Raw genomic sequence first — 7,889 nt, forward strand, 5'->3', positions numbered from 1 at the left:
CTAAGCTTCCTTGTTATGACGCGGTTGGCGTGGGCGACGGTTCTGGTTTGGTTTACGGTTACCGTTGCGTGGGCCATTGTTGTTTGAACGACGCTGTTGCGGGTTACGTGTGCGTAAGCGCAATGGTGCTGGTAGATCTTCTAGTAGTGCGGAAGAGTCGTAGTCAGACACAGGGATAGCGTGCTCAATGTATTCTTCGATAGGCGGCAAGTTGATTGCGTAATCTTCACAAGCAAAGCTGATCGAGTGACCACTTGCGCCAGCACGACCTGTACGGCCGATACGGTGAACGTAATCTTCACAATCGTCTGGTAGGTCGAAGTTGAATACGTGTGTTACTTGAGGAATGTGTAGGCCACGTGCCGCAACGTCGGTTGCCACAAGTAGGTCAACATCACCTTTAGTGAATTGCTCAAGAATCTTTTCACGTTTCTTCTGAGGAACATCGCCAGTTAGCAGGCCAACACGGTGACCATCTGCTGCTAGGTGACCCCAAACAGACTCACACTTGTGCTTAGTGTTAGCAAAGATGATAGCGCGCTCTGGCCATTCTTCTTCAACTAGCGTCTGCAGCAGTGCCATCTTGTGTTCGTTTGAAGGGTAGAACAGCTCTTCTTTGATGCGGTGACCTGTTTTACGCTCTGGCTCAACAACAACATGCTCTGGGTTGTGCATGTGTTCGAACGCTAGCTCTTGTACGCGGTAAGAAAGCGTCGCAGAGAACAACATGTTCAGGCGATCTTTTGGCTCAGGCATACGGCGGAACAAGAAGCGGATGTCTTTGATGAAACCAAGATCGAACATGCGATCAGCTTCGTCAAGAACAACAGCTTGAATGTGGTTAAGGTTAAATACCTTCTGCTTGTAGAAGTCGATGATACGGCCAGTAGTACCAATTAAGATATCTGCGCCTTCTTCGATTTTACCTAGCTGCTTGTCGTAGCTTTCGCCACCGTAAGCCAATGCTGCTTTGATACCCGTACTTGCAACAAGAGAATCAGCATCGTTGTAGATCTGAATCGCGAGTTCACGCGTTGGTGCCATAATAATCGCACGTGGCTGGTTAGGCTTACGCCCTTCATGCTCAGGTGTTTTTAGCAGGTGGTTGAAAGTAGCAGTAAGAAACGCAAGCGTTTTACCAGTACCCGTTTGGGCCTGGCCTGCAATGTCTTGGCCGGTGAGCAGTACCGGGAGCGCCAAGGCTTGGATCGGGGTACAATAATCGAACCCTTTTTTCTCCAATCCTTCAATGACTTGCGGAAGTAAATCCAAGTCGGCGAACTTTTGCTCTGTGATATGCGTCTTTTTCATTGCTATAGAATATCAGCTTAAGCTTGCAATACGAAAGTAAATACATTCCAATAGGGCATCTATTTACTGGTTATCATCCAACCAGTTCTAAAAAATACATTGGAGTGGAAGATGAGTGATAAGATTTTGCAGCTAACTGATGACGGTTTTGATAACGATGTAATCAATGCTGCAGGCCCGGTTCTTGTTGATTTTTGGGCTGAATGGTGTGGTCCTTGTAAGATGATTGCTCCGATTCTTGATGAAATCGCAGACGAGTACGAAGGCAAGCTCACTATCGGTAAACTTAATATCGACCAAAATGCTGGCACACCACCAAAGTTTGGTATTCGCGGCATTCCAACGCTACTTCTTTTCAAAGATGGCGGCGTAGCAGCGACTAAAGTTGGTGCATTATCTAAAACTCAACTTAAAGAGTTCTTAGACGCTAACCTTTAATCAGGTCAGCATTTGAAAAGAAACCGTGCAGTTAACAAATGCGCGGTTTTGTTTTTTCTAAGCTATGGACTAGTCTTAGTTTTAGTGCTAATTTATCGCACGTTAATTGAACGAATTTCTCTTCTTGGTCGATCCTGTGACCAACTCCTTCTTAACTTAAGAAAACAGATCCTATTTTGACTAAACAAACTTCCACCACTATGAATCTTACTGAACTGAAGAACAGACCTGTGTCTGAGCTTGTTAAACTTAGCGAAAGCTTAGGTCTTGAGAATCAAGCTCGTCTAAGAAAACAAGACATTATCTTCTCCATCCTTAAAGCACATGCAAAAAGTGGTGAAGACATCTTTGGTGATGGTGTTCTAGAAATTCTTCAAGACGGTTTTGGTTTCCTACGTAGTGCCGACAGTTCATACCTGGCTGGCCCTGATGATATCTACGTATCTCCAAGCCAAATTCGTCGTTTTAACTTACGTACTGGTGATTCAATTGGCGGTAAGATTCGTCCACCTAAAGACGGTGAACGTTACTTTGCACTGCTAAAAGTAAACACTGTTAACTACGATAAGCCAGACAACGCTCGTAACAAGATTCTTTTCGAAAACCTTACTCCTCTTCACGCCAACGAACGTATGGTGATGGAACGTGGTAACGGTGCGACTGAAGATATTACGGCTCGTATTCTTGACCTTGCGTCTCCAATTGGTAAAGGTCAGCGTGGTCTGATTGTTGCTCCGCCAAAAGCGGGTAAAACAATGCTTCTACAGAACATCGCTCAGAGCATCGCTCACAATCACCCTGAATGTGAACTGATGGTTCTTCTGATCGATGAGCGTCCAGAAGAAGTAACAGAAATGCAGCGCCTAGTTAAAGGTGAAGTAGTTGCTTCAACATTCGATGAGCCAGCATCTCGCCACGTACAAGTAGCAGAAATGGTTATCGAGAAAGCGAAACGCCTTGTTGAACACAAGAAAGACGTTGTTATCCTTCTGGATTCTATTACTCGTCTAGCTCGTGCTTACAACACCGTGATTCCTTCATCTGGTAAAGTTCTTACTGGTGGTGTAGACGCTAACGCACTTCACCGTCCTAAGCGTTTCTTCGGTGCAGCACGTAACGTAGAAGAAGGCGGTAGCTTAACTATCATCGCTACAGCACTGGTTGATACTGGTTCTAAAATGGATGAAGTTATCTACGAAGAATTCAAAGGTACAGGTAACATGGAACTGCACCTTAACCGTAAGATTGCTGAAAAACGCGTATTCCCTGCGATTGATTTCAACCGCTCTGGTACTCGTCGTGAAGAGCTTCTTACGAAGAACGATGAACTACAGAAGATGTGGATCCTGCGTAAGATTGTTCACCCAATGGGCGAAATCGATGCAATGGAATTCCTTATCGACAAGCTAGCAATGACGAAAACGAACGATGAGTTCTTCGACGCAATGCGTCGTCAGTAATATTGATTAGCTGATAGTTATTAAAAAGCGCTGCCTTCGGGTGGCGCTTTTTATTTGCATTTTGTAGCGACAGCTTGCAGAATGACCAAAAGTGTTACAAGGAAGTTAAAATGCAACATGGACTGTTGTCATCATTACTCCTGTCTACTTCACTGTTATTTTCACCGGTCGGCATTAGCTATGCCACCGAGATGTCTCCAACTACAGTAGAGTCTTGGCTTGAGAATGATCAAGTAAAACTGAAAACTGCTGAATTGCTCGAGTTTGTCGTGCGCGACGAAGTGAATTCACTACGCTTTGCACTTGAGCGTCTGACATTTCCCCAACAAGAGGTGGCTCGTTACCAACTCTTGAAGAAGCTCGAACAGCAAAAAATCGTACTCACGCCCAAGATGTCTATCTTCATTGAGCAGCAACTTGCTATTACGCCAACTTATCAAGTGTTAGAGCGTGGCGATGGCTATGAGTTTACGGTACCTGCCTTTAATTACCCTTCGATTGCTAACCGACTCATTAAGCAGTGGCGCCAAGACCAAAAGACATTGGTATTTGTTCTTGATGCGGAGAAACAAGATCTCAACCTGAAAGAGTGGTTATCTGGCTCTGAACACCAAGTCCAGACTCGAGAGGCGCTGCTAATCCGAGAGCTAGACAGCTTGTCGCCTGAAGCGGTTGATTACCTAACCAAACAACTGACCACGTCGTCTATTGTAAGTTGGCTACCGTCTTCCGAGGTGGTGGTTCGATTAGCACAGGTGAGTGAAAACCCTGAGGTCTACAAGATCCTATGGCGTATGAAGGCTGATTATCACAGCCAAGCTGAATTGGTTCGCCTTGCTGAAACCAAACAAGCATTCGCGCTTGAGCAGGTCATGGCTGCGACTAAGAATCCACGTTTGAAAGATGAAGCGATTACCTTGCTCACCAAAGTGAATCCATTATCGGAAGAGGTGAAGCAGTTCTTGGTCTCTAGAATGGCGATTGCCGATGAAGCCTCTTTGGTTGCCCGTGAATTAGCAAAACAAGGTCATACACGATGGTTACAAGATCTCGTGAATGATAACCCTCAGGTGAAGAGTTCTTTGATCGAGCAAGCATTACCGTAAAGTGGATTTTGGCTCTCAATAACCACATTAAAAAGGGGGATCTCAGTGTCACCCTTTTTGATATACTGAGCGCAGAATAATCAGCATGTAGAAGTCCTATGAGTTTTAAAGATTTACGCGATTTTATCGACCATCTTGAAAGTATTGGTCAGTTGAAACGCATCTCTCACCCAGTCGACCCAGACTATGAAATGACCGAGATTAGCGACCGTACTCTACGTGCTGGTGGCCCGGCTCTATTGTTTGAAAACCCAGTAGGCTATGACATGCCTGTTTTGACCAACCTATTTGGTACACCTAATCGTGTTGCTATTGGTATGGGGCGTCAGGATGTAAAAGAGCTACGTGAAGTGGGTAAGCTGCTTGCTTATCTAAAAGAGCCTGAGCCACCAAAAGGTTTTAAAGACGCTATCGATAAACTGCCAGTGTTTAAGCAAGTATTAAACATGCCAGCTAAACGCCTTCGTAAAGCGGCTTGTCAACAAGTGGTGTGGCAAGGTGATGACGTTGATTTAGATAAAATCCCGGTGATGAGCTGTTGGGCGGATGATGTCGCACCATTGCTAACATGGGGCTTAACGGTTACTCGTGGTCCAAATAAGAAACGCCAAAACTTAGGCATCTATCGTCAGCAAAAGATCGGTAAGAATAAAATCATCATGCGTTGGTTAGCCCACCGCGGTGGAGCGCTTGATCTGCGTGACTGGATGGAAACCAACCCTGGCAAACCATTCCCAGTATCTGTTGCGTTTGGTGCAGACCCTGCCACCATTCTTGGCGCGGTGACACCAGTACCAGATACCTTATCGGAATACGCGTTTGCAGGCTTGCTGCGTGGTAGTAAAACTGAGGTCGTTAAATCAATCAGTAATGACTTAGAGGTACCAGCAAGTGCGGAAATCGTAATGGAAGGCTACATCGACCCGAATGAGTTCGCGGACGAAGGCCCATACGGAGACCACACGGGTTACTACAACGAGAAAGAAAAGCACCACGTATTTACGATTACTCATGTAACCATGCGCGAAAACCCTATCTATCACAGCACTTATACTGGCCGTCCGCCTGATGAGCCTGCGGTACTGGGTGTTGCACTAAATGAAGTGTTTGTTCCTATTCTTCAAAAGCAGTTCCCAGAGATAGAAGACTTCTACTTGCCACCTGAAGGTTGTTCGTACCGAATGGCGGTAGTGACAATGAAGAAGCAATACCCAGGTCACGCTAAGCGCGTGATGATGGGTGTATGGTCTTTCTTGCGTCAATTCATGTACACCAAATTTGTATTGGTGTGCGACGAGGATGTAAACGCACGTGATTGGTCTCAAGTAACGGCTGCGATGTGTGAACACATGGATCCGTCTCGTGATAGCTTGATGATTGAGAACACACCTATCGACTCGTTAGATTTTGCGTCTCCAGTGGTTGGGTTGGGATCTAAGATGGGCTTAGACATCACCAAGAAGTGGGATGCGGAGTTAGCACTATCGCCAGACGTTGAATCTGCGCCTGTAAGTAGTGAACATATCGAAGGTAGCCTGGCTGAGTTAACTAAGGCTCACCCTGAAATTATTGATATTCATCTACAGAACGACAACGCCAGCATGGTTGTTGTGTCTATTGATAAGCAAGCTGCAGGTAATGGTAAGAAAATCATGGAGGCGGTTTGGTCTCAATTTGATGAGAACAAGTTTGTTATCGTGTGTGATGGTGATGTCAACGTGAGTGACTGGAATGACATCATTTGGGCGGTGACCACCAGAATGGATCCGGCAAGAGATACATTGTTCCTACAGAACGAAGCTGGACACTCTAAAATGGGACTAGATGCGACTAATAAATGGGAAGGCGAATGTCTTCGCGAGTGGGGCGTTCCTATCACAAAAGATCCTGATGTCGTTAAAAAGATTGATAGCATCTGGGAACAACTAGGAATTTCATGAGCTACCAAGTAGTCTTATATCCAGAAAACATCAGTTTCACAGTAGAAAAAGGGCAAACGGTCTTGGATGCTGCGCTCAACAGCGATATCTATTTCCCAAACCGTTGCCAAGTTGGCGCATGCGCGATGTGTATGTGCAAAAAATTAGAAGGGCAAGTGAGTTACCATCTTGAACCCATGCTCACAGAGAAAGAGCAGGAACAGGGCTGGATTTTCGCTTGCCAAGCATTTGCAGAAAGTAATTTAGTTCTAACCTTTGCCGATTAAGGGTTAGTAAGAGGAAGAACATGACTATTAAATGTAAAGTGAAGTCTATCGAGCCTTTGGCTTGTAACACTTACCAAATCCTACTTCACCCAGAAACACCCGTCGCTTTTAAAGCGGGTCAGTACCTGATGGTTGAAATGGGCGAGAAAGATAAACGTCCATTTTCTATTGCAAGCAGCCCATGCCGCCATGAAGGTGAGCTTGAGTTACACATTGGTGCCGCTGAGCACAATGCTTACGCATTAGAAGTTGTTGAGGCGATGAAGAAAGCACAAGCTGAAGATGGCGATATTGCTATTGATGCACCACACGGTGATGCTTGGGTTAAAGAAGAAAGCGAACGCCCTCTATTATTGATTGCTGGTGGTACTGGTTTTAGCTACGTGCGTTCAATCCTAGATCACTGTATCGCGCAAAACAGCAAAAAAGAGATTCACTTATACTGGGGCGCAAAAGACGAGTGCCAGCTATATGCAAAAGAAGAGCTAGTAGGTATCGCAGAAAAACACAGCAATGTGCACTTTGTACCAGTAGTAGAAGAAGCACCTGAAGTATGGCACGGTCAAACGGGTAATGTACTTGAAGCAATTACGCAAAGTTTCGAATCACTGGCGGATTTCGATATCTATATTGCAGGTCGTTTTGAAATGGCAGGTGCTGCAAGAGACCTATTTACTCAGAATAAAGAAGCAAAGCGTGACCATATGTACGCTGATGCTTACGCCTTTATCTAATAATACACTTAGATTTTGAGTAAAAAGAGAGTAGAAATGCTCTCTTTTTTACGTTTAGGTGAACTATTAGGCAGTTAAGCTCTATTTATTCATTTTTTATGAAAAAGTAGTTGCTAACCTGAGAGGGTTCCCTATAATGCGACCCCACTGAGACGGCAGACGCCACAAGGCTTCAGCAAGAATCAGTAAGACGGAAAGCGACAAAAAATTAATTTTCAAAAAGTGTTTGACACTGAATGTTAATTCGCTAGAATGGCCGTCCACTTCGAGAGGCTCCTTAGTTAAAAGGAGCGCTCAAGAAGTAAAGCTCTTTAACAATTTAAACCTATCAATCTGTGTGGGCACTCGTTGATGAATATCAAAACGTTTTATCGTTAGATAAAACAGATTCTTCGGAATCAAAATGATTTCAATGAACTGAGTGACCAATACAAATAATTACTTTCTTTATAGAGAGGGGTTATTTGGCACAGTCAATTCATTATCATTCTGTTGGAATGGTAATAGCTTTAGAATTACATAGTAGTTTTGAAGTCAGTATTCGTTGAGTCACAAAATCTTAAATTGAAGAGTTTGATCATGGCTCAGATTGAACGCTGGCGGCAGGCCTAACACATGCAAGTCGAGCGGAAAC

7 protein-coding genes and 1 rRNA gene are annotated in these 7,889 nt (G+C 44.6%); 7 read left to right on the plus strand and 1 reads right to left on the minus strand.

The window, feature by feature from the left end; genetic code table 11:
* The gene (rhlB, locus tag L1D37_RS23095; protein ID WP_017631297.1) at positions 1–1,311 is read right to left on the minus strand and encodes an ATP-dependent RNA helicase RhlB; all 1,311 of its coding nucleotides are present in this window, start codon (positions 1,309–1,311) and stop codon (positions 1–3) included.
* Positions 1,312–1,422: 111 nt separating this feature from the next.
* On the opposite strand from rhlB, the gene trxA reads away from it, so the two are divergent.
* The 7 genes from trxA to L1D37_RS23130 form a co-directional block, all read left to right on the plus strand.
* Positions 1,423–1,749, plus strand: a complete 327-nt coding sequence (trxA, locus tag L1D37_RS23100) for a thioredoxin TrxA (protein ID WP_010440700.1) — start codon at positions 1,423–1,425, stop codon at positions 1,747–1,749.
* A 200-nt stretch (positions 1,750–1,949) separates the two neighbouring features.
* Positions 1,950–3,209: a transcription termination factor Rho gene (gene rho / locus L1D37_RS23105; RefSeq protein WP_017631298.1), complete on the plus strand. Its 1,260-nt coding sequence runs from the start codon at positions 1,950–1,952 to the stop codon at positions 3,207–3,209.
* 110 nt (positions 3,210–3,319) lie between these two features.
* Complete coding sequence (locus L1D37_RS23110) at positions 3,320–4,315, plus strand: hypothetical protein (protein ID WP_239849268.1); 996 nt, start codon at positions 3,320–3,322, stop codon at positions 4,313–4,315.
* A gap of 98 nt (positions 4,316–4,413) precedes the next feature.
* Positions 4,414–6,255 carry a 4-hydroxy-3-polyprenylbenzoate decarboxylase gene (gene ubiD / locus L1D37_RS23115; RefSeq protein ID WP_239849269.1) on the plus strand — a complete coding sequence of 614 codons (1,842 nt, stop codon included), beginning with the start codon at positions 4,414–4,416 and terminating at the stop codon, positions 6,253–6,255.
* A complete protein-coding gene (locus tag L1D37_RS23120) occupies positions 6,252–6,521 on the plus strand; it encodes a 2Fe-2S iron-sulfur cluster-binding protein (protein WP_060468860.1) in 270 nt (89 codons plus the stop codon). The genes ubiD and L1D37_RS23120 overlap by 4 nt, the downstream gene beginning before the upstream one ends.
* 20 nt (positions 6,522–6,541) lie before the next feature.
* Positions 6,542–7,255, plus strand: coding sequence for an NAD(P)H-flavin reductase (gene fre, locus L1D37_RS23125; RefSeq protein ID WP_017631301.1), 714 nt, complete (start codon positions 6,542–6,544; stop codon positions 7,253–7,255).
* A 561-nt stretch (positions 7,256–7,816) separates the two neighbouring features.
* Positions 7,817–7,889 (plus strand): 16S ribosomal RNA (locus tag L1D37_RS23130); the annotation flags it as partial.

It is taken from the genome of Vibrio sp. Isolate33, from assembly GCF_022397895.1.
In the GTDB taxonomy this organism is placed as follows: domain Bacteria; phylum Pseudomonadota; class Gammaproteobacteria; order Enterobacterales; family Vibrionaceae; genus Vibrio; species Vibrio pomeroyi.

Coding starts and splice junctions, on each gene's coding strand:
- ubiD (WP_239849269.1), top strand. CDS start 4,414: ATGAGTTTTAAAGATTTACGCGATTTTATCGACCATCTTGAAAGTATT.
- trxA (WP_010440700.1), top strand. CDS start 1,423: ATGAGTGATAAGATTTTGCAGCTAACTGATGACGGTTTTGATAACGAT.
- rho (WP_017631298.1), top strand. CDS start 1,950: ATGAATCTTACTGAACTGAAGAACAGACCTGTGTCTGAGCTTGTTAAA.
- L1D37_RS23120 (WP_060468860.1), top strand. CDS start 6,252: ATGAGCTACCAAGTAGTCTTATATCCAGAAAACATCAGTTTCACAGTA.
- L1D37_RS23110 (WP_239849268.1), top strand. CDS start 3,320: ATGCAACATGGACTGTTGTCATCATTACTCCTGTCTACTTCACTGTTA.
- fre (WP_017631301.1), top strand. CDS start 6,542: ATGACTATTAAATGTAAAGTGAAGTCTATCGAGCCTTTGGCTTGTAAC.
- rhlB (WP_017631297.1), bottom strand. CDS start 1,311: ATGAAAAAGACGCATATCACAGAGCAAAAGTTCGCCGACTTGGATTTA.